The sequence below is a fragment of the Haladaptatus sp. HS23 genome (genome assembly GCF_056892285.1).
On record NZ_JBXGLH010000007.1, the window covers coordinates 144162 to 166959 of the forward strand.

Here is a 22798-nt window from a genome sequence, read left to right on the forward strand (position 1 = left end):
CAAAACCCTTCCCTGAAACGGATTTATGTAATCTCGATTTCAGTCGGCCGCGCCCTCTTGCAGGCGCTCGTATCGCTCGGTGAACTGCGCCTTGCACGACGAACAACAGAAGTGGTACAGTTCGTCGTCGATGCGCGTCGATTCGCCCTCGTTCGTGACGGTGTTACCGCATTCGACGCAGTCGGGCGCGAACTCGATGGTACCCGGTTGCGGGTTCCACTCCTCGTCTACCAGCAACTGCACGTCGTAATCGCGCACGGCGTCGTCCTCGATGGCGTCCGAAAGGAGGGCTTCGACCGCCTGTTCGTGCAGGTTCGCCTTGCAGACGATGTGTGCGTCGGCGGTGACGAAGACGTGTTCGACGCCGTCGAACGACCCGAACGACCGCTTTATCTCGTCCACGCGCCCCGGTTTGGCGTTGACCGTGACGAGCAAGGAGAGGCCGTCGATGAGGAGACCGTGGTTCAAGTCCGCCGTGAACCGACGGATGATGCCGATCTCTTGCAGGCGTTCCACGCGGTCGGAGACGGTCGGCGGAGAGAGACCGACCGTTTCCGCGATTTCGTTGTACGGGCGGCGTGCGTCCTCTACGAGCAACCGGATTATCTCCTGGTCAGTGTCGTCGAGTTGTCGCATTACACCTCTCTTCGGGTTATGGAATAAAAACAGTTTTCGTTATCGCACGTCTCTGCCACGGACATCCTGTATATCTTTGGAGAAATATAAAATTCCGTTTGTTTAAAAAACGAATTATCTCCGCAGACGTCCCGTCCCTTCGACAGTCCCGTTCTACCGCCTGTATCGCCCGTCAGATTCGTCGTACGCGGCTTGGATATTTTTTCGAAATCGCAAAAAGTAACCGACGAGTACGTTCGTGTATGGTCCAAACCATCGACGTGAACGGAATGAGTTGCGGTGGCTGTGAGCAGAACGTCGTCGAAGCACTCGAAGACGTTTCGGGCGTCTCGGACGCGAGCGCCGACCACGAGGCGGGAACGGCAACCGTCGAGGGCGACGCGAACGACGCCAACTTGATAGCCGCCGTCGAGGACGCCGGCTACGACGCGTCGGCCTGAAACGAACGCGTCTTTCTGCCGTCGAAACGGTGAGTCGAAACGCTTAGACGCTATCCAGCCAACGTCGGCACATGAGCGACCTGTTGGTTCGGGCGGCACGCGGCGAACGGACCGAACGCCCACCGGTCTGGTTGATGCGGCAGGCCGGACGATACATCCCGGAGTACCGTGACATCCGCGAGGAGTACACGTTCAAGGAAGCCATCAAGACGCCGGAGGTGGCCGAACGAATCACCCTCCTCCCGTGGGACCTGTTCGAACCGGACGGACTCGTCATGTTCTCGGACATCCTCACCGTCCTCGAACCGCTCGGCTTCGACTATCACATCGAGAGCGGCGTCGGCCCCGTCGTCTCGAACCCCGTCACCGGCCCGGACGACGTGCCGACGGAGTTCGCGGACGTGGCCACCGAAATCGGCTACGTCGGCGAGCTGTTGGCCCGATTGCAGGCGAGCATCGGCGACGAGACGAGCATCATCGGCTTCTCCGGCGGTCCGTACACCCTTGCCTCCTACGTCGTGGGTGATGAACCCACGTCCAGAAAACCCATTCGTCGGTTCCGAACGAACCACCCCGAGGCGTTCCGCGACCTGCTCGAAATCTTCACCGACGTGGTGGAGGAGTACGTCCGATACCAAGTCAAACAGGGCGCGGACGTGATTCAGGTGTTCGACACGTGGGCGGGCGTGTTGACGCCGGACGACTACCGCGAGTTCGTCCTCCCGCACCACCGGCGTATCTTCGACGCCATCGACGTGCCGTCAATCGTCTTCGCGCGTCACCCCGGCGGCAAACTCGACCTGCTCGCGGAGGCGGGCGCGGACGTCGTCGGCCTCGACTGGACGGTGGACATGGCCGACGCCCGCGAGCAACTAGGTGACACGCCGGTTCAGGGCAACCTCGACCCGTCGTATCTCCTCGGGGGTCCCGAGTTCGTCCGCGAGAAGACCCACGAGGTCATCGAGAAGGCGGGCGACTCCGGCCACATCCTCAACCTCGGCCACGGCATCGACCGAACGACGCCCGTCGAGAACGCGAAGGTGTTCGTGGACGCCGCGAAGGAAATCGAACGATAGGAAATCTTATTCCTTCCTGACGACACGACCACGTATGTCCCTCCGCTTGGTCGTCCGAAAGGATTTCTCTGATTTCGTCCGGTCGAAGGCGTTCTGGTCCGTTTCGGCCGTCTTCTTCCTCCTCATCGTCGGCGATGCGTACTTTTACACGTCCCACTCCTACAACTCCGGGACCGCCGTGGACGTGGTTCTGAACCTGCTCTCCGCGGCGCGGGCGTTGGTGCCGCTGGTCGCCCTCCTCGTGGGCTATCGGGCGCTCGCCGGCGAGCGCGAATCGGGAACGCTGAAACTGCTCCTCGGGTTGCCACATTCCCGCTGGGACGTCCTCTATGGCAAACTCGTCGCCCGCTGTGCGGTCCTGTTTCTGCCGCTCGTGGCGAGTTTCACGCTCGCCGTCGTCCTCATCGTCCTCCAGTCCGGGCAGTTCTCGCTCGCACCGTACGTCCTGTTCGCGGGCGCGACGGTCCTCCTCGGCGTGGTATTCGTCGCCATCGCCGTCGGCCTGTCCGGGACGGCAACGACGGGTCGCCGCGCTGGGGTACTCGCTGTCGGCGCATTCGCCCTCTTCGAACTGTTCTGGGGTGTCATCGTCAATCTCGTCGCCTACTTCAAAACCGGCACCTCCATGATGACGTTCCCGCTCCCGGCGTGGGCGTACTTCGTTCGCCGGTTGAGTCCGACCGGTGCCTACGAGGGGTTGCTTCGGACCTCGATTTCCCCGACTCTCAGACTCGCTTCGGGCGGTTCTCCTCCTGTCTACCTCTCTCCGTGGGTGTCCCTCGGCGTCTTGCTCTTTTGGGGAACCGTCCCGCTGGTGCTGGGTTACTGGCGGTTCGAAAACGCCGACATTCAGTAGTTACTCCGCCAACTGCCCCGCCAGCGCCTTTGCCTCCCGAATCCGACTCGGGACGCCCATCCGTCCGGTGTAGTTGGTAGCGAGGTGGATTCCGTTCGGGGTTTCGAATCCCTCCAGTGCGTCCCACGATTCGTCGTATGCCGGGAATCCCCGGTGGAGTTTGTGAACGCTCAGCACCTCGGCGTCGGTTCCCATCACGTTGGCGAACTCCGTCGCCGCGATGTCGCCGAGCGTCTCGTCGCTCCCCTCGAGGAGTTCTGGATTCTTCATCCCGCCGAGGAAGACGGTGTAAACTCCTTTGCTTTCGGACTTTCCAGTCCGTCCGAACATGCTCGCGTTCCACGAGACGCCGAGCGTGTCGAGTCCTTCGTCGTGGCGGACCTGATAGCCGAAGCCGTCCCGGTCGGAATCGGCCCGGAGATGGACGAGTGCGAGCGGGTTGTAGTTCAACTTCCGGAGCGATTCCGCGCCCTCTGTGAGCGCCGACAGGAGGTCGGCACTCACCTCGGCGGGCGTGGTGACGACCACGTCGTCAACGTTGAACGACCCATCGTCGGTTTCGAGGATGAATCCGTCCCCCTTCTCCCGAATTCCGGTAACGGCGGTTTCGAGATGTACGTTCCCGCGGTGAGCGTCGTACAGCGCCTCCGGAAGCCGTTGGACGCCTTCCTCGAAGGACATGGCGGGTGCCGAACTGCCGCTAGCCATGGCGCGTTTCAGGACCGGCGTCAGCAGGTCGCCGTACGTCTCTTCCATCCGCAACACGCCGGACAGGGAGTGTTTGACGGGCATTCGCTCCGGAAGGGAACCGTACGTCCCGCCGAACAGCGGGCCGATGAGATTTTTGTACGCCTCTTCGCCGAACTTTCGGGTGAACATCTCGGCGGCGGTCTCCTCGGGGTCCGCCGGGGCGGTTTGGGGTTCTTCCAACACGTCGAGTTTGCCCCGCCACGAGAGCAGGTCGGTGTGGCCGAACTCCTCCACGGTGAACGGTGCGCGTCTGAGGTCGCCGTTCGCGTAGACGAACAGTTCGGTGTCCCCGGCTTCGATGACTTCGTCCTTCAGTCCGAGGTCCGTGATGAGTTCGTCGACCGGTCCGGTCCGCCGGAGTCGCTGTGGCCCCCACTCCAGCAGGTAGCCATCGACGCGCCCGCTCCGAATCACACCCCCCGGTTCGTCGTCGGCTTCGAGGACGACGTATTCGGTGCCCGTCCGTCCGAGGTTGTGAGCGAGTGCGAGTCCGGTGATGCCCGCGCCGACGATTCCGACCGTCATTTGTCGAACGGGGCGTTGAGGCACATCGTGCCGGGCGTGTCCTTGCACTGACACTGGCGGAACTGGTAGTAGGAGGGGTCGAAGTCAGCGACGAACGGTTCCACGAGGTCGGCGAGGACGCCGCCGAAGCGCTCGTCGTCATGCGGAACTGGGACGCGATAGAAGTCGAGTCCGGCCTCCTCGGCCTCCTCACGGAGTTCGTCGTCCAACTCCGAGAGCGTCTCGCTCTGTTCGTGCATGAAACTGACGGGGTCGACGACGACGCGTTCGGCGTCGAGGCCCTCAACGACTTCCTCGACTTCGGGTTCGGTCCACGGAATCTCCCGGTTGCCGTGGTTCTGGAAGCCGAGCGAGTACGATTCGACGCCGAGTTCGCTCGCCATCACGTCACAGAACTCGTCCACGTAGGTATCATACCGACTGCCTTCGTTCAGGTAGTGACTCGGCGTTCCGTGCGCGGAAAAGAGGAGTTCGGTGTCGTCGTCGGTCAGGTCGAGGCCCTTCTCGTCGACGAACGCTCGAATGTTCTCGGCACGAATTCGGTTGTACGTCGGGTGTTTGTGCCATCCGGTGATTTCGTGGACCGGCACGTCCCACTCGCGTGCTTCCACCGCGTCGGTGAGTTCTTCGAGCGACGCGACGGTGGTCGAGGCACCGCAGAGCGGGTAGACCGGGAGACCGAGAAGTTCGTCCACGCCATCTTCGTGTGCCTTCTCCACGGCGTCCGCGATGAACGGTTCGGTGAACTGGAAGCCCGCGTAGGTTTTCGCGTCGAGGTCACGCGCGTCGAGTTCGGCTTGGAGGGCGTCGGCTTGTGCTTTCGCTTGCGGGTCGAGCGGCGACCCGCCTATCTCCTCGTACTCCTCGATGAGTCCGGGCGCGCGGCGTTCGGCCAACTGTCGGGAGCGGTGGCGCGCCTCCTCTTCGGTTGTGTCTCCTTCGAGGTCGGCGTTGTTCATGAAAATGCGCTCGAGATAGTCGGTCACGCTCTCTCGCGTCGGTTCGTCCGGCTCTCCGAAGTTGAGTACCACGACGCCAGTCGTCATGGTCGAAAGTCGGGACGGATACGCCGAATAGTTGTCGTTTGCGGTGCGCGGACGAACGCTTTTTATTGCGATTCGGACACCGTCGTTTCCGACGACTCCTCGTCGACGACGCGCTAGTGGTTTCTACCCAGGTGGCTCACAGCCATTCGTCGGCCCACAGTTCGAGTTCCTCGAAAATCGGACAGAGCGAGCGACCCTTCTCGTTGAGACTGTAGTACGTCGCTATCGGCGCGTCCTCTTCGGTGCGGCGACTGACGAACCCCATCTCGCCGAGGTCGTCCAACACGCGTGAAAGCGTCCGCGAACTCGCCCCCGTCGAGCGCTTGAGTTCGTTGAACCGCTTTTCCCCGTCCTGTAAATCGTGGAGGACGACCAAGCGCCACTGGGACCCGATCTGCTCGACCGATTCGACCACCGGACAGACGTTTTTCTCGACGGATTCGGACATTCGTTGTTCTCGTTCCGTTCCACTCCGCGAGGGTATAAATCGGTTCGTATTCCAACCACGTAACGAAATGATACCTCCTTTTCGACCACCGGACGACAAATCGAACGCAATCAAAAGGTAATTTATTTATCCATCGTCTATGGCAATATTTGGTATGAGACGGGCACTTGCGGTCGTCGAGGCATCCGAATCGGCGAAAGAACTCGTTCGAGAGGCAGGGGAATTGGCAGCAGGCGTCGGGGCGGAACTCGTCTTGCTCCACGTCACGACCAACGAGGAGTACGAGGAAACGCGCACGTCGCTGGAGCGAATTCCAAACCTCGAAAGCTCCTACACCGCCGGGCAGGCACTCGAAGGGTCCCGACAGTTCGCACAGGACATCGGGCGGGAAGTCCTCGACGGCGTCGACGTCGAATACGACGCCGTCGGGCGCGTGGGCGACGAACGCGACCAGATTCTTGACTCGGCAGACGATTTGGACTGTGACCACGTGTTCCTCGCGGGGCGGAAGCGTTCCCCAACCGGGAAAGCCCTGTTCGGCGACCGAACGCAGGCGGTTATCCTCGACTTCGACGGTGCCGTTACGGTCGTCACCGAGTAGGCGTCCTCCTCTCTTCTCGGAATCACAACAGGTAAGGTGGAGCTCCACTGACAGTCGAATGAATGTTCGGACGATTGTTCGGCCAACAACCCGTCTCGTCGGCGATATCGCTGTCCTTGGACGAGTTGTTCAACCTCTGCCGTGTCGAGCGCCGCAGATACGCGATCGTCATCATGGCCGACGTGGAGGACGTCATTCCGATGCGGACGCTCGTGGACGAGGTCGCGTCCCGCGAGTTCGGCCCCGACCGGACCACGAACGAACGGACCACAGTCTACACGACGTTCTATCAGCAACACATCGCCATCTTGGACGACGCCGACGTTCTCTCGGCACCCGACGGACCCAGTGGGACGCTCGTCCCCGAAGAGAACGCGGAACCCCTCTCGGAACTCCTCTCGTTCATCGAGTCGATTTCGGAGTAACTCCGACGTTCCTCTCCCTTTCACCTGGCATCTCGCTACCAGTCGTCGCCCAGCTTTCGTCGCGCGACGAGATACCCGGCGTGCGTTCGCCAGCATCGTCCGCTCTCTACGTGTTCGACTCGGTAGCGCGCTCCGCAACTCCCACACCGTCGGTGTTCCGGTCGTTTGACCGCTTTCGATGCACGAAATCGGCGTGCATCCCACTCGCACGACGAACAAACGAGTCGGAGTCGCGCGTCCGCGAACGACCGACAGTGACGCGGTGCGTCGAGTTCCTCCGCTTTCGCGCCGAACCGCGTGCCGTGTCCGGACTCGCCGAACTGCTGGAACTCCCACGCGTGTATCAACTCGTGTCGAATCGTGCCCGTGAACTCCTCCCACCCGAACGAGCGGTAGGCGTCCCACGTCAACCGAACCGTCACCCGTCCCGTCGTCCGGTCGTACAGACACGCCCCCGCCCGACGAACCGCCCGGTCCGAACACTCCCAGTCGATAGCGTCGGAATCGACGGCTATCGGAACCGTCTCGGCGTAGCGTTCGGCCGCAGAAAGCAGTTCTCCGCGGGATTCCGGTTCCATCGACGGACGGTTCGAATCGGCGCACTATAGGCGTGTCCGTCTTCGTACCGGGTCGCGTTCCGCCGTCTCGCTACACCCGCTCCAACTCCCCCGTCTCGCAGTACGGACAGCGGGCATCGGGACCGGACCGTGTGGCGACTCGACCGCACATCGAACACGACCTGATTCGACGTTCACGACGCTCGTGCTGGGCTTCGAGGCGTTCGATTCTCTCTTCTGCTTCCGCGAGACGCCGATGGAGCGACTCTATTTCGGCGTACAGTCGGCTATACAGCCTTCGTCGTGCGTGCTCTCGCCGGATGTCCGCCGCAGCGAATCGCGGTCGTCGGGGACGCCACCGGTCGTACTTGTCCGTCATCATTTTCTCACGCTATCGAACGCGATTGACGGGTATCAATGGGTCGGTGGCTGAGTGAAGTTGTCAGTACCACCTCGCAATATAACGCAACAGGTGGGCTATCGGAAAATACCATTTAAATGATGAGTATGATGAGGGGGCGTGTTGACGACCAGCAGTTACGGACGCACTGTCAGCGTCCGTCGACCGTGACTGCGTAAATCGCCCGTGGTTATGTTCGATACTCCATCTTTCGGCGGCACCGTGACGCGTTCGTCACTCCATGGCGCCGTCCGGCCGTTCTATTTCGAGTGGCGCGTACAACCGTTTTTGCGCGTCGGGAAGATAGAGTCGCTCCTCGATGAGGTTCCCATCTTTCAGTTTCATCAATGCATCTCGCGTCGTCCGGGCGGGTAAGAGCGCCTCGTTGCGCACCCCCTTCTGTGTCATCGGTGCGTCCTCTTCGAGGACCCGGTAGACGAGTTTTGCACTGGGAGGTAGTTCGATAAGCCGCTCGAATCGTTCGTAAGGGGTACTGTTACTGCCGGAGCGTCCGGCAAAAACGACCACTGGTGTTCGACATACCAATCTCCCCTTGGGTGCCGTCGGTGTTATTTATTTCGGTTCTGATAAACGTAGAGAAGAATCGCCGTACGAGACCATCGTCGAGTTATTCATAGATTCCATAACCACAAGATATAAAGATGCTATCGCGAATCGTTCATTAACGAACCTATCTCGTGAGAAAACGGGGACACCGGGACCAACCATGGTTGTTGACGAACCAACAATTCTCGTCGTCGACGACGAGGAAGACGTTACGGATCTGTATGCGACGTGGTTAGAGAGTTCCTACGACGTCCGACGGGCATACGAGGGCCGTGAAGCGCTGGAACTGCTCGACGGCGAGGTGGATATCGTCCTCCTCGACCGTCGGATGCCCGGCCTCTCCGGTGACGAAGTGCTTTCGGAACTTCGGAGCCGGGAACTCCACTCGCGCGTCGTGATGGTTACGGCCGTCAAACCCGATTTCGACATCATCGACATGGGGTTCGATGACTACCTCGTCAAACCCGTCTCGAAAGACGACCTCTTCACGACCGTTCAGGGGATGCTGACGCGGGTCGAGTACGATGAAAAAATGCAGACGTATTTCTCTCACGTGTCCAAATTGGCCATCCTCGAAATCGAAAAAGACGAAGATAACTTGCTGAATAACGAGAGGTACCAGCGACTCCGGCAAGAGGCCGACCAACTCCGTGAGACCGTCGACGACTCCCGCGAGAACTTACAGCATCACGACGATTTCGTCGGAGCGTTTCGGGACCTCGAGTAAGCAACCGCCGATTGACGCCGGTGGCGTTTTTTACACTCGCTACGGCACTTTCAGTATGGACCTTCCAGACGGATGGACGGCGAACACCGCCCGCGTAAACGGGGCCGAATTACAGTATTATCGCACCGGCGGCGGCCCGACGCTGGTTTTGGCACACGGCTTTTACAGCAACGGTCGCTGCTGGGAACGGTTGGCGGCCGACCTCGCCGACGATTTCGAATTGGTTCTCTACGACGCACGCGGCCACGGCGGCTCCGAAGCCACAGAAACGGGCTACGGAATCGAGGACCGAGTCGGTGACCTCGTCGCCCTCATCGAGGAACTGTCGCTCGAAAATCCCGTCCTCGTCGGGCATTCGATGGGCGGTTCGACGGCGGCGTGGACGGCCGCGATGCATCCGACACTTCCCCGTGCCGTCGTCCTCGAAGACCCCGCCGGAATGCACGGTCCGCCCGATACCACCCCGGAGGAACGTGAGCGGATGGTCCGTGAGACGGTCCGCGAGTGGGAAAACTCCTCGATGCGGGAACTCGTCGCCGAACACGACGAGTACGGACCCTCGTTGGCGCGACGCCACGCGGTCGCGTGTACCGAGTGTCGTCCGGAAATCGCGGCCATTCCGCGGGAGGGCTACCCGTCCCTCGAAGCGGCGTTCCCGGACATCGACTGTCCGACGCTCGTTTTGAAGGCCGACGCCGACCCGGAGACGAGGGTGACGGACCTCGACCGTGCCGACGGATTGTCGGACGGACGGCTCGTTCACATCCCCGACGCTGGCCACTGCGTGCTCCGCGACGAGTACGGGGCCGCGTACGCTGAAATTCGGACGTTCCTCCGTCGACTCTCGCTGGAACCGAACTCCGAAAAGTAACGGAAGCTGACCAGTCCATCCGTAATGATAAAGCAGTGGAGTTCACAGACTCTGGACATGGCCGACGAGGAGGAAGCGGAGATAGTAACGGCGCTCGGACTGACGGAAGAGACGACCGAATCACCGGAACGGCGGTTCGAATGTCGATTGCTCGCCGCGATGGTGGACGCGCGGCGTGCCGGTGTGGACTACTGGCGACTCTTCGAACTCGTCGAACGACAGCAGCGGGCGGCGGTTCGCGCGTCGTTTTCCCACGGGGAGTTCGGTGCCGACCATTCGACGGTTGACGAAGCGACGATACAGTATTCACAGGTCGTTCACGCCACAGCGCGGGCACTCGATGCGGGCGCAGCGACGCGGGAGTTGTTGTTCAACCTCGCGAGCGCGTATCAACTGTTCGAAGACGACTGGTCGAAAGAGCGGTAGCTGTCGACGTGGTGATAAAGGAATCCCTCGTGTACCCCTACCCGAGGTGAGCAGAACTTGACGGCCATCCGATAAATGCTTTGTGTTCTCGGGCCGCGTCAGAGCGCGACGGTATATACCGACTCGTCGTACTCTTCGGGACCGATTTCGACGGTCGCCTCGTCGGTTTTCTCGAACCCGAACCCTTGATAGAACTCGGCTCCCATGCCGTTTTGCGAGAGTACCATCGCCCTGATTCGCTTCATGTTGATGTCTCGAAAATCGCTCCGTAACCGCTCGTAAAGCGCGGTTCCGATGCCGTCGCCCCAGCGGTCCGGGTTGACGTACAGACGGAGCAAGTCACCTTCGTCCTCGTGACAGACCGCGTGGCAGAAGCCGAGGAGTTCGTCGTCTCCCGTCGCCACGAGGAACACGGTTCCGGGTTTCTCGACTGCCGCCGATAGGGACTCGTCCGAGTACCAGGACGATACCGTTCCATCGATGGCCTCCTCGTCCACGATGTTTTCGTAGGCTTCCTTCCACGCACGTCGTGCGACGCTCCGGACCGGTTCGAAATCCTCCTCGCTCGCTGGTCGAATCTCCATTGGTATTCCCCCGGCAGTTCGTTTACCGTGACCGGTGGTAACGACGTTGAATCACAAACTCCGTTGCAGAAGGAAAAGTCAGCTTTCCTCGACGTTCGGTCGCGACGCTTCGAACACGAGTTTCGTTCCCGGTTCGACCCCGACCCTGTCCGCGAATCCCTGTCGCATCTCGACCACATACTTCGCCTCGCCGTCGCTTTGATAGCTCCGTAACTCGCTGTCGCTCGCGTTCGGTTGCGTGTCCGCGTGTTCGACGTTGAGGACCGTTCCGTTCTCCGAAACGAACACCATGTCGAGAGGGATGAGCGTGTTCTTCATCCAGAAGGACTGGACCGCCGGGTCATTGAAAACGAACACCATCCCGTGATTTTTCTCCAGCGACTCCCGGTACATCAGTCCCCGTTCGCGTTCTTCGGGGGAGTTCGCGACTTCGAGGTTCACGGTCGTTCGATTCGATCCAGTGACGAACGCCGCCTTGGCGGTTTCCTCGACCTTCGTCGTCGTATGCGTACCTTGGTTTCCACCGTCGCTTCCGAACCCACCCCCGACGCAGCCAGCTAACACGAGCAGACAGACGACCGAGAGGACCGCACTCACACGCATGCCTCTCGAAACGGGCGCGACCGACAAAAGTTCGTGGTGTAGTCCGCCGTGTTCCGCTCCGCTCCTCGGCTCAGTTCTTCGTCTCGTCTTTCTGCACCGTCTCCTCGCCGATGAAGCGGGGGCGCTCTTCGAGTGCGAGGAAGTTGTTCACGTCCTCGCGGGCTTCCTTTGCCTTCCCTTTCTCGGGGTCGTAATCGCGGCTTCCCTCGCTGCCGAGGGCGTCGTGGAGCGCGTCCAAATCTTCGAAGTACAGTTCCGCGATGCCGTCGAACTCGGCGTTCTCGGGGTCCGTCGGGAGGACGGTGTCGTACTTGACGACGCCCTCGATTTCGCGGGCGATGGGCGTGTGGTTGTTCTGCCAGTGGTCCACGAACTCCTCGTGGGTCATTCCCTCCTTGCGAACGAGGAAAGCGGAGTGTTTGTACAGGCCATCCGTCTCACCGCCGACGTCGTCCTTCTGCGTGACGATTTCGCCGATGAAGCGCGGACGCTTTTCCAGTGCGAGGAAGTTGTCCACATCCTCGCGGGCTTCCTTTGCCTTCCCTTTCTCGGGGTCGTAGTCGCGGCTTCCCTCGCTGCCGAGGGCGTCGTGGAGCGCGTCCAAGTCCTCGAAGTACAGTTCGGCGAGGCCGTCGAACTCGGCGGCTTCGGGCGTCACCGGAAGCACGGTGCCGTATTTGACGACGCCCTCGATGTCACGGGCGATTTTCGTGTGGTTGTTCTGCCAATACTCCACGAACTCCTCGTGGCTCATGTCGTCCTTTCGGACCAACAGGGCAACGTGCTTGTACATCTCGTTCGAGGGCACAGTCCGTGCTGTGATAAAAGGCGCGAAGCATGTCGCCTCGGGCGACTTTCGTCCCCGAATTCAACACCATCGTTTCCGGTGTTCGGTCCCTCGCTTCCGGCGATTTTCTCCATCGGACCGCTGACCGCTGACGAGAGGGGTCCCAGTGAGCGACGAACCCGACGCCTTCGGCGTGTTTCTCGCCTTCGAGTAAATATATTTATTCGCTTACATACAGCGAAAACGTTCACTCATGGATACACAATCATTTATTATGTATCCTTTGCTCCTTGTTGGCATGGCTGACAGTAATCCGGGGCAGACGGACGGTTTCAGAACGACTCGGCGTGCCGTTTTGGGCGCTGTCGGGGCGGGAGGACTCGCGGGCGTCGCGGGCTGTCTTGGTGACATCGGTGGCGGCGGCGGTGGGAGCGATACGGTGAAGTACGGGGTTCTCAACCCGATGACCGGGCCGTACGCGGGACTCGCGGAGGAACAGAGAAAGGGCGCGAAACTGGCGGTGAAGACGATAAACGACAGCGACGAATACGACTTCACCATCGACGCGCAGTACGGTGACACGGAGGCTGACCCCGAGACCGGTCAGCAGGCGGCGCGAAAACTGGTCGAACAGCACGAAGCGTCGTTCGTCATGGGTGCGATTTCGAGTTCCGTCGCACTGAGCCTCAACGAGTTTGCGAAGAGCGAAAGCGTACTCTACTCTCCCGGTGCGGCGGCCATCCCCATTACGGGGAAAAACTGCAACAAGTACGTGTTCCGCTGTGAAACGAACACGGCCCAAATCGCGGAGGCGTGTTCCGAGTGGACGCTGAACAACCTCGGGAGCAACGTCTGGTTCCACATCGCTGATTACGCCTACGGGAACTCCGTGCTGAACGAGTGGCGTTCGCGGATGAAGGATTCGAGCGCGAACTTCTCCGAAGCGGGCGTGACGAAGGCGAAGTTGGGGGCGAAGAACTTCGATTCGTTCATCAGCCAGATCAAAAACTCGGACGCCGACGTCGTCGTCGTCGGTTCGACGGGCGGCGACCTCATCGAGTTCCTCAACCAGGCGAACGCACAGGGCCTCACCGACCAGAAGAAGGTGATGACGACGACGGGGTCGTTCCAAGTCATCCGCGGGGCACTCGGCGAGAAGGCCGACGGAGTCTACAGCGGGACCCGGTACGTCCCCAAAATCGACTCGGGCGACAATCGGGAGTTCGTCGAGGCGTACAAGAAGGCCAACGATGGCGAACCCGGCAACTTCGCGCGGGTCGCATACGACTCAATCCGGATGGTCGCAAACGGTATCAAAGAGGCAGGAAGCACCGACCCCGACGACGTCGTCGACACGCTCGGGGGGTTGAAGATGCAGTCCCTGTTCGGGCAAAACGAGTTCCGGAGCTGTGACCATCAAGCGAAAAACCCCGTCTGGGTCGGCCAGAACGTCTTCAAGAGCGGTCCGATGGCCGACGTGAAACTCATCGAGAAGGTGAGCGGCGACGACGCGATACCGTCGTGTGACCAAACCGGCTGCCAGCTCTGATATGGCGGGGGTACTCCTCGAACAACTTCTGAACGGCCTGACCATCGGCGCGGTGTACGTCCTGTTAGCGGCGGGCCTCTCCATCATTTTCGGCGTGATGGACGTCATCAACTTCGCCCACGGCGAGTTCTTCGCGCTCGGCGCGTACCTCGCGGTCGCCATCGTCGCCGTCGGCACCGGCGGCGGCGTGTTCTGGCTCGCGTTGCTCGTCGCGCCGCTGCTCGTCGCACTCATCGCGGCGGTCATCGAGCGGGGGACCATCCGCCCGCTCTACGGGCGAAACCCGCTGTACCACATCCTTCTCACGTTCGGGTTGGTTCTCATCTTCGAGGACGTCATCTCGTTCGTCTGGGGGGACAACCCCAAGCAGTTCGCACAGCCACCGCTCCTCCGCGGTCCCGTCGACCTGCTCGGGTTCAGCTACTCGAAGTACAACTTCTTCGTCATCGCCATCGGCGTCGTGATGGCCGTCGGAACGTGGCTCCTGTTGAACCACACACGGTTCGGCCTCGTCGTTCGTGCGGGCGCACAGGACCGCGAAATGGTCCGCCACCTCGGAATCGACATCGACCGCTACTACACGCTCGTCTTCGCCTTCGGGGCGTTCCTCGCGGCGCTGGCGGGAATCGTCCTCGGCGCGAAACAGAGCGTCAACACGGGGATGGGCAACTCGGTCATCATCCCTGCCTTCGTCATCGTCGTCCTCGGCGGATTGGGCAGTTTCCGCGGTGCAGTCATCGGCGGGTTCGGCGTCGGCCTCATCGAGACGTTCCTCCGCAGTCCGCCGTTCGGACTCGATGCGTTCCTGCCGAACCTCGAAGGCTTGGTCGTCTTCCTGCTGATGATCGGCGTCCTGCTCGTCCGACCACAGGGGTTGTTCGGCAACCCCGAGTGGGAGTCCTCGGACGGAGGCGGCGAACTGCTGACCGGCGGCGGTGGCGGCGTGCTGGACGGCCAAACGCGCTTCCGTCTCGGCGCGCTCGTCGTCGCTCTCCTCGCGCTCGCACCGCTCGGAATCGGCGTCCTCTACACCTCCTACGAGGTGAACTCGCTGCTCCTGACCACGTTGGTCTGGGCGCTGTTCGCGTTGAGCCTCGACTTCGTGATGGGCTACGCCGGACTCGTCTCGCTGGGCCACGTCCTCTTCTTCGGATTGGGAGCCTACAGCACCGTTCTCACCGTCGAACACGGGATGCCGTCCGTCTTCGTCGCCTTGGGCGTCGGGATGGTCGTCGCGGCCATCGTCGCGTGGGCCGTCGGCCACCTCTCCATTCGCGTCTCCGGGGTGTACTTCTCGATGATTACCCTCGGCTTCGCGGAACTGTTCTTCCAACTGGTCCAGAAGGTCGGCTTCACGGGCGGCAGCGACGGCCTGTTCGGATTCGACCCGGTGTACGGACTCGTGAGCGGGCCGGAAGTCGGCGACGTGTCCCTCCTCGGCGACATCGAACTGTACTACTACTTCGTCCTCGCCGCGGTCATCGGGTCGTACCTGCTCGCCAGACGGATGATGAACGCGCCGTTCGGAAGCGTGCTACAGGGCATCCGCGAGAGCGAGGAGCGCGCCTCGTTCATCGGCTACGACGTGACGGCCTACAAGCGTCGCGCGTTCGTCGTCAGCGGCGGATTGGCTGGCCTCGCCGGCGGTCTATCGGCGATTCACACCGGCGGCGTCTCGCCGTCCGTCTTCGCGTGGATAAACTCCGGCGAGGTCATCGTGATGACCATCCTCGGCGGAATGGGAACCCTGTACGGGCCGATGATAGGCGCGGGCGTCTTCTTCGGCCTGCAGGAACTCCTGCAGTCGTTCACAGAACAGTGGCAGGGAATCCTCGGCGTCGTGTTCGTCCTCTTCGTCATCTACGTGCCCGAGGGTCTCGTCTCAGTGCCAGCGATGATTTCTCGCCACACTAACGACGAGACCGGCGGCGGTTCCGAACCGGTCGCGGACCCCGACTCGGAGGTGAGTAACTGATGACGCTCCTCGAAACCGCGGACCTGACCCGGAAGTTCGGGAACCTCGTCGCCACCGACGACGTGAATCTCGCCGTCGAGGCGGGCGAGTTCCGGAGCGTCATCGGCCCGAACGGGGCCGGAAAGACGACGCTGTTCAACCTGATTTCGGGCGCGCTGTTTCCCACCTCGGGAACCATCACGTTCGCGGGCGAGGACGTCTCTCGACTCCCGCCGCACGAACGCGTCCGCCACGGTATCGGGCGGTCGTTCCAGATAACGACCGTTTTCGCTGGCCTCAGCGTCCGGAAGAACGTCCGACTGGCCGCACAGTCCGGGCAGACGTTTTCCCCGCGACAACGGCTATTCCACCCGACGGACGACTTCCCGGCGGTCGAGGAGCGCGTCGAGGAAGTCCTCGCACAAATCGGACTGACCGAGCGAGCGGACGAACGCGCCTCCGCGCTGGCCTACGGCGACCGACGTCGACTGGAAATCGGTCTGGTACTCGCCACGGACCCGCGGGTCGTCCTGTTGGACGAACCGACCGCGGGGATGAGCGTGGAGGAGACGCGGGCGACGATAGAACTCATCGACGACGTCCTCGCGGACCGGACGGTGTTGCTCATCGAACACGACATCGACCTCGTGATGACCGTCTCGGACCGAATCACGGTGCTCAACCGAGGACGCGAACTGGCGACCGGAACGCCGGCGCAGGTGGCGGCCAACGACGAGGTGCAGGCGGCGTACCTCGGAGGTGTTCGGACCTGATGCTGTCCATCGACAACCTGCGCGCGGGATACGGCGAGACGGAGGTACTCTCGGGTATCTCGCTCGACGTTCCGGAGGGCGAAGTCGTCGCCCTCATCGGCCGAAACGGTGTCGGGAAGACGACCACGCTTCGCTCGATTACGGGTGCGTTGACGCCCACGTCGGGCACGATTCTGTTCGACGGCGAGGACATCACCGGCTGCTCTCCCGTCGAATCCGTCAAGCACGGTATCGCGCTCGTACCCGAAGAGCGACGGGTGTTTCCCGGCCTCTCGGTCCGTGAAAACCTCTCCGTCGGCGCGCTCGGCGGGAACGACAGCGCGCGGCGAAAATCAGTCGAAGAGGTCCTTGCCGCGGACGCGTTCGAGAACCTACGGGAACGCGAGGACAGTCGCGGCACCGACCTCTCCGGCGGCGAACAGCAGATGCTCTCCATCGCCCGGGCGCTGGTCTGTGGCGCGGATTTGCTCATGTTGGACGAACCGACGGAGGGTCTCGCACCTCTCATCGTCGAACGCGTGGAGGCGCTCATCCGCGACCTGAACGAGGAGGGAATTACGGTACTCCTCGTGGAGCAGAACGTGGCCGTCGCGCTCTCGCTTGCCGACAGGGTGTATCTCCTCGACCAGGGACGAATCGTCTTCGAAGGGACTCCCGAGGAGTTGCAAGCGAACGAGGAACTGCTGGACAGACATCTCGGAATCAGCGCGTAGGTGATTCCGTATCCCATCCTCCTCCTGAACTCCACCTTATTCCTGAGCCCCCTCGCCAACCCGACGTCCGTTGACGAACAACTCCCGAGGCGGACGCCGATTTTCGTGGTAATCGTCGTGGTACTCCATCAACTGAAAGAGCGCGCCGGTCGGGTTTCGCGGCGAGACGAACGCCTCGGTCCACGTGTCGAACTCGGCCCGGTCGATGACGCGTATCCCGTGTTCACGGAGCGATACGATGACGGAATCGATGTCGGCGACTTCGAGCGTGACGTGGTGTAATCCTGGTCCGTGGCGGTCCAGGAAATCCGTGAGGAACGTGTCGTCGGCTATCGGTTCGATGAGTTCGAGTCGGGAGGCGTCGCCCAACCGATAGTAGGCCCAGCGAAACCGCTCCTCGACGGTTTCGAGCGAAAGTCGCTCGCAACCGAGGGCGAGCAGAATCGGTTCGGCGCTCCCGATGGATTCGACGGCGATGCCGACGTGGTCCACTCGAATGGGCGTGTCGTGTGTGTCCATTGCCCATGACGAAGAAACGGACCCCCTTGAACGTGTAGGCGACAATCCATCACGGACGATTCGGGAAATTACATAACGTCGCTCCGTGTACGGTTTCGCATGGGGTTCTATCAACGCGATTTCATGGAAGGGACGCGCGGAACGATGAGCGTCGATTGGGAGGAACGAATCGACATGCAGCGGATGCGCGAGGAGCGCAAGGAGCGCGTCCTCACCCGAATGCGCGAGGCGGGATTGGGGAGCATGCTCCTCATCAACGACCCGAACGTCCGCTACGTGACGGGCCTCGCCATGACTGGCGGGTCCGGCGCTGACCACTACACCCTGTTGACCGAGGACGGCGACATCGTCCACTGGGACACGGCGGACCACGCGAGCAACCAGAAGTTCAACTGCCCGTGGATTTCGGATATCCGCTATGCCTGCCCCGGACTCGGAAACGTCCCGCGTGCATCCGGGCGCGACTCGGCCCGCAGCTGGCTGAAGGACAAGATGGCGGGACTCGTTTACGAGGCGATGGAGGAGTACGGCGTGGCGAAGGAACCGATGGGCATCGACATCGGCAACGCTCCGCTCATCTCGAAGTTCGAGGACCGCGGCGTGGACGTTCGCACGGAGGAATGCGCGGAAGTCATGGAGAGCGCCCGCAAGGTCAAGACGCGCGACGAAATCGAGTGCCTACGAATGGTCGCCGCGCTCTGTGAGGCCGGCTTCCAGCGCATCACGGAAACCGCCAAACCCGGCATCCGGGAGTCCGAGGTTTGGGGTGAGGCCAGCAGCAAGCTCTGGAGCCTCGGCGCGATGGTGCAGGGCGGCTACGTCACCTCCGGCCCGAACACGTGGCCGAAACACCAAGCCAACACCACGGACCGCATCATCCGCCCCGGCGACATCGTGTACGCCGACTTCTACAACATCGGTTTCATGGGCTATCGCTCCTGTTACTACCGGACCTTCAGCATGGGCGAACCGACACAGGCCCAGCAGGACGCCTACGAAACCGCCCGCGACAACCTCTACGACGTGCTGGAGCGCATCGAACCCGGCGCGACGACGGACGAGATTTGTGAGGGCTTCCCCGACATGGAGGGCGAACACGCCGACTGGTACGACGCCACCGACCACTGGCAGATGACGACCAACCACTGGGCGCACGGCTTGGGTCTTCAGCTGTACGAAGTGCCGCTCATCTGGCGCGGCATCTCGCCGGACCACCCCATCGAAATCGAGGAGGGAATGACCATGGCAGTCGAGACGATGGAACCCGCGGACCGGCAGGGCGTCCGCGTGGAGGAGATGGTCGTCGTCCGCGAGAACGGCGTCGAGATTCTGAGCCAGTGGCCCGTCGAGGAAATCACTCGAATCGACTACTGAGACGACCCGAGTCGAGCGACCGTTTTTCTCCCTATCGTTCCATTCTGTCCCCGGTCAGTCGGCCTTCGAAGATTCCACACTTCCAGCAGCGTGCCCATCCACATAGCCCCGAATCCCACTGACGACCCGCGGCCATTTCACGAGGAGGAATCCACAGAGGATGGCGAGAAAGCCGCCGCCCGTCGTCGAGGTGAGACCCTCCCCGAGGACGAGCCAGCCGAAGACGGCGGCGAAGGGGGGAATGACGTACTCGATGAGTCCCATCTCTATCGGCCCGAGGCGGTGGAGGAGGCGGAAGTAGACGAGGAACCCCAGTGCACCGGGAACGACAGCGAGGTAGAGCACCCACCCGAACGAACTCGTCGTCGGCGCGGCGGCGGCGAACCCCTGCCCCGGAACGACGAGCGCCGCGGCGTCGAGGGCGAGCGCGCCGACCACGAGCATCCACGCCTGGAGAGAAAGACCGGACAGTCCGGCGTCCCGTTCGTCGGTGAAGACGGCCCCGACGACCCACGCGACGGCGGCACCGAGGACGAACCAGACGCCGATATCGCTCAAGAAGCTACCCGCGCTCGGGTTCGCTATGAGGACCACCCCGACGAACCCGAAGAGGACGCCGACGGCTCCCCGTGCCGAGATGGACTCCTCCGGGCGGAACGCCGAGGTGACGACCGGCGTGAGGACCGGGACCAGACCCAGCAGGGTCGATGCGACGGCGCTCGTGACGTACTCCTGCCCGGCGAAGAGGAGCGCGTGGTGGAGGCCGATGTTGAAGGTGCCGCCGACGAGGATGGGCGTCCAGTCCCCCCATCCGCGGGGTCGGAGGGAGCGCCCGGACGCGGCGGCGACGGCGAGGAGGACGAACGCGGCCAAATCGAAGCGGACGGCACCGAGGAATATCGGCGGAAACCCGGCGAGCGCCGCCTTCGTCGCGGGGAACGCGGTCCCCCAGGCGGTGGCGAGCGCGAGATAGAGAACGACGTCGCGACGGTTGGCCATTACCGACATCTCGTCGGTGGCCCTTAGGTGGGTTTCGATGCGAAACGCGAATTCGACGAATCGTTCCTAGTTTTGGTGTGATTCGGTAGAAAACCGAGCTGTTCGAAACCGACCCATCTCCTCGAACCGTCCGCTCCCATCCTCGGTTCGTCATCACGAACCATTACGGTCTCCCGAGCGAAACACGTCCCGCATGAGCACGCCGGATTACCGTGAGCAGGTCGAGGCCGCCTATCCCGAACTCCAGTCCATCGAGAGCGACGAGTTGCGCGAAAAAGTCATCGAGGTGTGGGTGCTGGCCCTCGAACGCGGCGGGTGGAAGGACGTCGAGGACATCCCATACGCGTGGAACATCCACGAGAAGACGAACGTTGAGCACGTTCGCGGCGTGACGCGCATCGCCATGCGCTCGGCGGAGGTACAGCGCGAGTTCCACGGGGCCGACCCTGACGAGGACGCCATCATCGCAGCGTGTCTGTTGCACGACGTCGGGAAGTGCTACGAGTACGTGGACTTCGCCGAAGAAGACCAGTTGCTCGACCCCGACCCGACCTACGCCACCGAGGAGATTCCACACTCCTTGTCGGGGTACGCGCTGGCCCACGAGGTGGGCTGCCCGATTTCGGTCCAGCGCGCGATTCCGCACTTCCTCGGCGAGATTCCGACGCGCACGCTGGAAGCCGAATTAGTCAAGAGCGCGAACTCGGCGAGTTCGAACGCCATCACCCAGTCGGCGATGGGTATCACGCTGCAGGAGTGGGTCGAAAAGTACAGCCAGACGCAGTGACCCGACGAAATCGGTCTCAGAGCCACCCTCGACGGGACGACACGATGTCCACGCCGGGGCTGTAGTAACAGACCGGGTCCCCGTCCGGGTGGGCGAAGTTGTTCGCGCGGAAAATCTCGTTCTTGCCGAACTCGACCGTCGCCGGACGGAGCGACCACACGTCGTGGTCCACGTTCGCGTAGCCGATTTTTCCGTTTTTCCCGCCGACGTAGAACCGATAGCGCTCGGTGAGGAACGCGGCCAGCGAGTCCGGGTCGGCGTCGAGTCGCCCGCCGGTCGGTTCGTAGCGCGCGTCGAACCGCAGCGGTTGGTCGCCCGGATGAACGCGCCGACTCCGGAAGCGAACTCCCCCGTCCTGCTCCGCCATGCCGATGTTCGCGTTGTAGTACGGTAAGCCGAAGGCGAGACGCGCGCCGAGAACGGACAGCGGGCCGTCCGCTTCGAGGCTGTAGAAGAACACCGCGGGTCGGTCCTCTCCCGGCACCGTGACGTAGGTTCTGAGGTTGAGTTCGGGGAGGGACACGCCGACAGCGGCGGGGAGTCCCCGTGGACGCACCGCGACGTTCGTGAATGGAACGACGCTGAGCCACGCGTTCCCGTCGTACGTATCGACCTGAAGCCCCTCGGGAAGTCCCCTCTCCACGATTTCCGGTTCGACCGGCCAATTGGCGAACAGCAGTCGTCGCCATCCCATCTCGATACCGAGCATTAGGAAGTGATCGGAAGCAGTCGCCAAAAGCAGTTCCGTCGTCCAATTCCTCCCTTCAGACCGTCGCTCAGTTGTCCCCTCAGACCGTCTCCAACCCGTTCTCTTCCCGGAGAACGTTGATGTACGAGCGGAAGCCACTCTCCAAGTCGTAGCGCGGTTCGTAGCCCAAATCCTCCTGGATCGCGGTCATGTCGAGCTTCTGGGTCCACGGGAGTTCGCCCTCGTCGGAGACTTCGAGGTCGGCGTCGGGCATGATTTTCTTGACCGTCTCGGCGGCCTCCCGAATCGTCGCCACGGTGCCCCGCACGTTGTAGACGCGCTGGTCGAGTTCCTCGTCCGGCGTGAACGCCGCCAAACGGAACGCCTGTGCGATGTCCTCGACGTGCTGCCAGTCGATGACCTGGTCGCCGTACTCGACGCTGAACGGTTCGCCAAGCGCGGGCTTTTCGATGATGTTCGCGAGGAACGCGGAGCCACCGGTTTCGCGGTACGGACCGTAGGCCACGGTCGGTCGGAGTGCGACGTGCGACAGGTCGTAGTCCTCGAAGTACACCTTCGCCTGATGTTCGTTGAACTCCTTGCTCGCGCCGTAGAGCGTGTCGGGGTACACGAGGTCGTCCTCGGTCACCCAACCGTCGTCGTAGTTCGCGGGCGGGGCGAACACGGCGGCGCTGGACGCCCACGCCACGCGTTCCACTTGGTCGGAGAACGTGCGTGCCGCCTCGAAGATGGTGTTCGTGCCGCGAACGTTCACGTCGATGGCGAGGCGCGGGTTCTCGCGCGCCGTCGTCGTGAGGAGGGCGGCGAGGTGGACGATTCGCGTGGTTCCCGTCTCGCGAATCGCGCGGTACACGTCCGTCGAGTCGGTGATGTCGCCCCGTCGAATTTCGACGTCGTCCGCGATGCCGAGTTTCTCCAAAATACGCGTGTCCGTCGAAAGGTCGTATGCGACCACGTCGTGACCGTGGTCGAGCAGTTCCTTCGCCGTGTACGACCCGATGAAGCCTGTCCCGCCGGTGACGAGCACCGTCTCGCTTTGCGCCATGATTCGGCATCTCGTGGCGACAGGAAAAGGCTTTCTTCCTGTTTTTTCGTG

28 protein-coding genes are annotated in these 22798 nt (G+C 62.1%); 14 read left to right on the forward strand and 14 right to left on the reverse strand.

Features of this window, described 5'->3' with window-relative positions; translation table 11 throughout:
* Positions 1-39 precede the first annotated feature (39 nt).
* A complete protein-coding gene (locus AC1XDK_RS18805; protein WP_483351499.1) occupies positions 40-636 on the reverse strand; it encodes an AsnC family transcriptional regulator in 597 nt (198 codons plus the stop codon).
* Positions 637-878: 242 nt separating this feature from the next.
* Here AC1XDK_RS18805 and AC1XDK_RS18810 point away from each other — a divergent pair, with 242 nt between their 5' ends.
* The 3 genes from AC1XDK_RS18810 (at position 879) to AC1XDK_RS18820 (ending at position 3008) form a co-directional block, all read left to right on the forward strand.
* The gene (locus AC1XDK_RS18810) at positions 879-1076 is read left to right on the forward strand and encodes a heavy-metal-associated domain-containing protein (RefSeq protein ID WP_483351500.1); all 198 of its coding nucleotides are present in this window, start codon (positions 879-881) and stop codon (positions 1074-1076) included.
* Between the two features lie 71 nt (positions 1077-1147).
* Positions 1148-2152, forward strand: coding sequence for a uroporphyrinogen decarboxylase (hemE, locus tag AC1XDK_RS18815; RefSeq protein WP_483351501.1), 1005 nt, complete (start codon positions 1148-1150; stop codon positions 2150-2152).
* Between the two features lie 34 nt (positions 2153-2186).
* On the forward strand, positions 2187-3008 hold the full coding sequence (locus tag AC1XDK_RS18820; RefSeq protein WP_483351502.1) for an ABC transporter permease: 822 nt from the start codon (positions 2187-2189) through the stop codon (positions 3006-3008).
* Here the strand turns inward: AC1XDK_RS18820 and hemG are convergent, their stop codons facing one another.
* From hemG to AC1XDK_RS18835, 3 genes are all read right to left on the reverse strand, one after another.
* On the reverse strand, positions 3009-4283 hold the full coding sequence (gene hemG, locus AC1XDK_RS18825; protein ID WP_483351503.1) for a protoporphyrinogen oxidase: 1275 nt from the start codon (positions 4281-4283) through the stop codon (positions 3009-3011).
* On the reverse strand, positions 4280-5329 hold the full coding sequence (hemH, locus tag AC1XDK_RS18830; RefSeq protein WP_483351504.1) for a ferrochelatase: 1050 nt from the start codon (positions 5327-5329) through the stop codon (positions 4280-4282). Before hemH ends, hemG begins: the two co-directional genes overlap by 4 nt.
* A 136-nt stretch (positions 5330-5465) precedes the next feature.
* Positions 5466-5777, reverse strand: coding sequence for a winged helix-turn-helix transcriptional regulator (locus AC1XDK_RS18835; protein ID WP_231186889.1), 312 nt, complete (start codon positions 5775-5777; stop codon positions 5466-5468).
* Between the two features lie 154 nt (positions 5778-5931).
* Between AC1XDK_RS18835 and AC1XDK_RS18840 the strand changes: the two genes are divergently transcribed.
* Both AC1XDK_RS18840 and AC1XDK_RS18845 read left to right on the forward strand, forming a co-directional pair.
* Positions 5932-6378: a universal stress protein gene (locus AC1XDK_RS18840; protein WP_483351505.1), complete on the forward strand. Its 447-nt coding sequence runs from the start codon at positions 5932-5934 to the stop codon at positions 6376-6378.
* Positions 6379-6440: 62 nt separating this feature from the next.
* A complete protein-coding gene (locus tag AC1XDK_RS18845) occupies positions 6441-6803 on the forward strand; it encodes a DUF7344 domain-containing protein (protein WP_483351506.1) in 363 nt (120 codons plus the stop codon).
* 35 nt (positions 6804-6838) lie between these two features.
* Here the strand turns inward: AC1XDK_RS18845 and AC1XDK_RS18850 are convergent, their stop codons facing one another.
* The 3 genes from AC1XDK_RS18850 to AC1XDK_RS18860 form a co-directional block, all read right to left on the reverse strand.
* Positions 6839-7381: a SprT-like domain-containing protein gene (locus AC1XDK_RS18850; RefSeq protein WP_483351507.1), complete on the reverse strand. Its 543-nt coding sequence runs from the start codon at positions 7379-7381 to the stop codon at positions 6839-6841.
* Between the two features lie 70 nt (positions 7382-7451).
* Positions 7452-7742: a hypothetical protein gene (locus tag AC1XDK_RS18855; RefSeq protein WP_483351508.1), complete on the reverse strand. Its 291-nt coding sequence runs from the start codon at positions 7740-7742 to the stop codon at positions 7452-7454.
* 252 nt (positions 7743-7994) lie between these two features.
* On the reverse strand, positions 7995-8288 hold the full coding sequence (locus AC1XDK_RS18860; protein WP_483351509.1) for a hypothetical protein: 294 nt from the start codon (positions 8286-8288) through the stop codon (positions 7995-7997).
* A gap of 199 nt (positions 8289-8487) precedes the next feature.
* On the opposite strand from AC1XDK_RS18860, the gene AC1XDK_RS18865 reads away from it, so the two are divergent.
* The 3 genes from AC1XDK_RS18865 to AC1XDK_RS18875 are packed head-to-tail and all read left to right on the forward strand — an operon-like array spanning position 8488 to position 10351.
* Positions 8488-9054: a response regulator gene (locus AC1XDK_RS18865; RefSeq protein WP_483351510.1), complete on the forward strand. Its 567-nt coding sequence runs from the start codon at positions 8488-8490 to the stop codon at positions 9052-9054.
* Positions 9055-9109: 55 nt separating this feature from the next.
* Positions 9110-9925, forward strand: coding sequence for an alpha/beta fold hydrolase (locus AC1XDK_RS18870; protein ID WP_483351511.1), 816 nt, complete (start codon positions 9110-9112; stop codon positions 9923-9925).
* Positions 9926-9982: 57 nt separating this feature from the next.
* The gene (locus tag AC1XDK_RS18875; RefSeq protein WP_483351512.1) at positions 9983-10351 is read left to right on the forward strand and encodes a hypothetical protein; all 369 of its coding nucleotides are present in this window, start codon (positions 9983-9985) and stop codon (positions 10349-10351) included.
* A 98-nt stretch (positions 10352-10449) separates the two neighbouring features.
* On the opposite strand, the gene AC1XDK_RS18880 is transcribed toward AC1XDK_RS18875, so the two are convergent.
* From AC1XDK_RS18880 to AC1XDK_RS18890, 3 genes are all read right to left on the reverse strand, one after another.
* Complete coding sequence (locus AC1XDK_RS18880) at positions 10450-10935, reverse strand: GNAT family N-acetyltransferase (protein ID WP_483351513.1); 486 nt, start codon at positions 10933-10935, stop codon at positions 10450-10452.
* A gap of 78 nt (positions 10936-11013) precedes the next feature.
* Positions 11014-11538, reverse strand: a complete 525-nt coding sequence (locus tag AC1XDK_RS18885; RefSeq protein WP_483351514.1) for a DUF192 domain-containing protein — start codon at positions 11536-11538, stop codon at positions 11014-11016.
* A 70-nt stretch (positions 11539-11608) separates the two neighbouring features.
* Positions 11609-12331, reverse strand: coding sequence for an EthD domain-containing protein (locus tag AC1XDK_RS18890; protein ID WP_483351649.1), 723 nt, complete (start codon positions 12329-12331; stop codon positions 11609-11611).
* Between the two features lie 292 nt (positions 12332-12623).
* Between AC1XDK_RS18890 and AC1XDK_RS18895 the strand changes: the two genes are divergently transcribed.
* Genes AC1XDK_RS18895 through AC1XDK_RS18910 form a run of 4 tightly spaced genes read left to right on the forward strand, consistent with a single transcriptional unit; the run spans position 12624 to position 17314 of the window.
* Positions 12624-13874 carry an ABC transporter substrate-binding protein gene (locus tag AC1XDK_RS18895; RefSeq protein WP_483351515.1) on the forward strand — a complete coding sequence of 417 codons (1251 nt, stop codon included), beginning with the start codon at positions 12624-12626 and terminating at the stop codon, positions 13872-13874.
* Between the two features lies 1 nt (position 13875).
* On the forward strand, positions 13876-15849 hold the full coding sequence (locus tag AC1XDK_RS18900; protein WP_483351516.1) for an ABC transporter permease: 1974 nt from the start codon (positions 13876-13878) through the stop codon (positions 15847-15849).
* On the forward strand, positions 15849-16601 hold the full coding sequence (locus tag AC1XDK_RS18905) for an ABC transporter ATP-binding protein (RefSeq protein WP_483351517.1): 753 nt from the start codon (positions 15849-15851) through the stop codon (positions 16599-16601). The genes AC1XDK_RS18900 and AC1XDK_RS18905 overlap by 1 nt, the downstream gene beginning before the upstream one ends.
* Complete coding sequence (locus AC1XDK_RS18910; RefSeq protein WP_483351518.1) at positions 16601-17314, forward strand: ABC transporter ATP-binding protein; 714 nt, start codon at positions 16601-16603, stop codon at positions 17312-17314. Before AC1XDK_RS18905 ends, AC1XDK_RS18910 begins: the two co-directional genes overlap by 1 nt.
* 36 nt (positions 17315-17350) lie before the next feature.
* On the opposite strand, the gene AC1XDK_RS18915 is transcribed toward AC1XDK_RS18910, so the two are convergent.
* Positions 17351-17833, reverse strand: coding sequence for a VOC family protein (locus tag AC1XDK_RS18915; RefSeq protein ID WP_483351519.1), 483 nt, complete (start codon positions 17831-17833; stop codon positions 17351-17353).
* A 99-nt stretch (positions 17834-17932) separates the two neighbouring features.
* On the opposite strand from AC1XDK_RS18915, the gene AC1XDK_RS18920 reads away from it, so the two are divergent.
* Positions 17933-19207 (forward strand): M24 family metallopeptidase, encoded by a 1275-nt coding sequence (locus AC1XDK_RS18920; protein ID WP_483351520.1) that lies wholly within the window; start codon positions 17933-17935, stop codon positions 19205-19207.
* A 54-nt stretch (positions 19208-19261) separates the two neighbouring features.
* Here AC1XDK_RS18920 and AC1XDK_RS18925 read toward each other — a convergent pair whose 3' ends face one another.
* The gene (locus AC1XDK_RS18925; RefSeq protein WP_483351521.1) at positions 19262-20206 is read right to left on the reverse strand and encodes a DMT family transporter; all 945 of its coding nucleotides are present in this window, start codon (positions 20204-20206) and stop codon (positions 19262-19264) included.
* 193 nt (positions 20207-20399) lie between these two features.
* Here AC1XDK_RS18925 and AC1XDK_RS18930 point away from each other — a divergent pair, with 193 nt between their 5' ends.
* The gene (locus AC1XDK_RS18930) at positions 20400-20993 is read left to right on the forward strand and encodes an HD domain-containing protein (RefSeq protein WP_483351522.1); all 594 of its coding nucleotides are present in this window, start codon (positions 20400-20402) and stop codon (positions 20991-20993) included.
* A gap of 16 nt (positions 20994-21009) precedes the next feature.
* Here AC1XDK_RS18930 and AC1XDK_RS18935 read toward each other — a convergent pair whose 3' ends face one another.
* Together AC1XDK_RS18935 and AC1XDK_RS18940 are read right to left on the reverse strand one after the other, a co-directional pair.
* Positions 21010-21702 (reverse strand): YqjF family protein, encoded by a 693-nt coding sequence (locus tag AC1XDK_RS18935; protein ID WP_483351523.1) that lies wholly within the window; start codon positions 21700-21702, stop codon positions 21010-21012.
* Between the two features lie 79 nt (positions 21703-21781).
* Entirely contained in the window at positions 21782-22747 is a 966-nt protein-coding gene (locus AC1XDK_RS18940; protein WP_483351524.1) for an NAD-dependent epimerase/dehydratase family protein, read from the reverse strand.
* Positions 22748-22798 lie beyond the last annotated feature (51 nt).

What these genes read in the sequence shown, in the direction of transcription:
- AC1XDK_RS18805 (WP_483351499.1), bottom strand. Translation starts at nt 636, where the DNA reads ATGCGACAACTCGACGACACTGACCAGGAGATAATCCGGTTGCTCGTA.
- AC1XDK_RS18810 (WP_483351500.1), top strand. Translation starts at nt 879, where the DNA reads ATGGTCCAAACCATCGACGTGAACGGAATGAGTTGCGGTGGCTGTGAG.
- hemE (WP_483351501.1), top strand. Translation starts at nt 1,148, where the DNA reads ATGAGCGACCTGTTGGTTCGGGCGGCACGCGGCGAACGGACCGAACGC.
- AC1XDK_RS18820 (WP_483351502.1), top strand. Translation starts at nt 2,187, where the DNA reads ATGTCCCTCCGCTTGGTCGTCCGAAAGGATTTCTCTGATTTCGTCCGG.
- hemG (WP_483351503.1), bottom strand. Translation starts at nt 4,283, where the DNA reads ATGACGGTCGGAATCGTCGGCGCGGGCATCACCGGACTCGCACTCGCT.
- hemH (WP_483351504.1), bottom strand. Translation starts at nt 5,329, where the DNA reads ATGACGACTGGCGTCGTGGTACTCAACTTCGGAGAGCCGGACGAACCG.
- AC1XDK_RS18835 (WP_231186889.1), bottom strand. Translation starts at nt 5,777, where the DNA reads ATGTCCGAATCCGTCGAGAAAAACGTCTGTCCGGTGGTCGAATCGGTC.
- AC1XDK_RS18840 (WP_483351505.1), top strand. Translation starts at nt 5,932, where the DNA reads ATGAGACGGGCACTTGCGGTCGTCGAGGCATCCGAATCGGCGAAAGAA.
- AC1XDK_RS18845 (WP_483351506.1), top strand. Translation starts at nt 6,441, where the DNA reads ATGTTCGGACGATTGTTCGGCCAACAACCCGTCTCGTCGGCGATATCG.
- AC1XDK_RS18850 (WP_483351507.1), bottom strand. Translation starts at nt 7,381, where the DNA reads ATGGAACCGGAATCCCGCGGAGAACTGCTTTCTGCGGCCGAACGCTAC.
- AC1XDK_RS18855 (WP_483351508.1), bottom strand. Translation starts at nt 7,742, where the DNA reads ATGATGACGGACAAGTACGACCGGTGGCGTCCCCGACGACCGCGATTC.
- AC1XDK_RS18865 (WP_483351510.1), top strand. Translation starts at nt 8,488, where the DNA reads ATGGTTGTTGACGAACCAACAATTCTCGTCGTCGACGACGAGGAAGAC.
- AC1XDK_RS18870 (WP_483351511.1), top strand. Translation starts at nt 9,110, where the DNA reads ATGGACCTTCCAGACGGATGGACGGCGAACACCGCCCGCGTAAACGGG.
- AC1XDK_RS18875 (WP_483351512.1), top strand. Translation starts at nt 9,983, where the DNA reads ATGGCCGACGAGGAGGAAGCGGAGATAGTAACGGCGCTCGGACTGACG.
- AC1XDK_RS18880 (WP_483351513.1), bottom strand. Translation starts at nt 10,935, where the DNA reads ATGGAGATTCGACCAGCGAGCGAGGAGGATTTCGAACCGGTCCGGAGC.
- AC1XDK_RS18885 (WP_483351514.1), bottom strand. Translation starts at nt 11,538, where the DNA reads ATGCGTGTGAGTGCGGTCCTCTCGGTCGTCTGTCTGCTCGTGTTAGCT.
- AC1XDK_RS18890 (WP_483351649.1), bottom strand. Translation starts at nt 12,331, where the DNA reads ATGTACAAGCACGTTGCCCTGTTGGTCCGAAAGGACGACATGAGCCAC.
- AC1XDK_RS18895 (WP_483351515.1), top strand. Translation starts at nt 12,624, where the DNA reads ATGGCTGACAGTAATCCGGGGCAGACGGACGGTTTCAGAACGACTCGG.
- AC1XDK_RS18900 (WP_483351516.1), top strand. Translation starts at nt 13,876, where the DNA reads ATGGCGGGGGTACTCCTCGAACAACTTCTGAACGGCCTGACCATCGGC.
- AC1XDK_RS18905 (WP_483351517.1), top strand. Translation starts at nt 15,849, where the DNA reads ATGACGCTCCTCGAAACCGCGGACCTGACCCGGAAGTTCGGGAACCTC.
- AC1XDK_RS18910 (WP_483351518.1), top strand. Translation starts at nt 16,601, where the DNA reads ATGCTGTCCATCGACAACCTGCGCGCGGGATACGGCGAGACGGAGGTA.
- AC1XDK_RS18915 (WP_483351519.1), bottom strand. Translation starts at nt 17,833, where the DNA reads ATGGACACACACGACACGCCCATTCGAGTGGACCACGTCGGCATCGCC.
- AC1XDK_RS18920 (WP_483351520.1), top strand. Translation starts at nt 17,933, where the DNA reads ATGGGGTTCTATCAACGCGATTTCATGGAAGGGACGCGCGGAACGATG.
- AC1XDK_RS18925 (WP_483351521.1), bottom strand. Translation starts at nt 20,206, where the DNA reads ATGGCCAACCGTCGCGACGTCGTTCTCTATCTCGCGCTCGCCACCGCC.
- AC1XDK_RS18930 (WP_483351522.1), top strand. Translation starts at nt 20,400, where the DNA reads ATGAGCACGCCGGATTACCGTGAGCAGGTCGAGGCCGCCTATCCCGAA.
- AC1XDK_RS18935 (WP_483351523.1), bottom strand. Translation starts at nt 21,702, where the DNA reads ATGCTCGGTATCGAGATGGGATGGCGACGACTGCTGTTCGCCAATTGG.
- AC1XDK_RS18940 (WP_483351524.1), bottom strand. Translation starts at nt 22,747, where the DNA reads ATGGCGCAAAGCGAGACGGTGCTCGTCACCGGCGGGACAGGCTTCATC.